The organism is Aequorivita xiaoshiensis, assembly GCF_022008395.1.
Taxonomy (GTDB): Bacteria; Bacteroidota; Bacteroidia; order Flavobacteriales; family Flavobacteriaceae; genus Aequorivita; species Aequorivita xiaoshiensis.
In genome coordinates this window covers 1-479 of sequence record NZ_JAIRBB010000069.1, presented here as the reverse complement: position 1 = coordinate 479, position 479 = coordinate 1, and the positions used below count along the sequence as shown (strand labels likewise).

1 tRNA gene is annotated in these 479 nt (G+C 37.6%); it reads right to left on the bottom strand.

What is annotated here, in order from left to right:
- Positions 1-233: 233 nt before the first annotated feature.
- Positions 234-307, bottom strand: a tRNA-Ile gene (locus tag K8344_RS14010).
- Between the last annotated feature and the right edge of the window lie 172 nt (positions 308-479).

The window sequence follows — 479 nt, the reverse complement described above, 5'->3', positions numbered from 1 at the left end:
TTCCCCATTTTTTGAAATTCAGAATTATGAATTCAGAATTACGAATAATGAAGTAATCTCGCTTCAACTTCTAAAATTTCCTTTCAATATGTGTCTATGAACGTTTCAAAAATGAAAATCAAATTTAAACTTCGATTTCAGTTTCGATTTCAATCGTAGTCTCAGGCAGACTCCCTTCGATGCGTCGCTCTGGCGACTTACTCAGGATAAACTTCTCGCCTATCTTCGACTTGTAGTCTCAGGCAGACTCGAACTGCCGACCTCTACATTATCAGTGTAGCGCTCTAACCAGCTGAGCTATGAGACTGTTTTTAGTCTTTAAGCTGGTAGTTGGCAGTTGGTAGTGGTACTACCCTCTAAAAACTACTTCACTACAGACTTTAATATTATAAAATTGACAGCTAAACCAAGCGAAACTCCTTCTTTTTATATAAAGAGTGTCTCTTTGTTGAATATTCGGTCGTCTTTCTCTAGAAAGG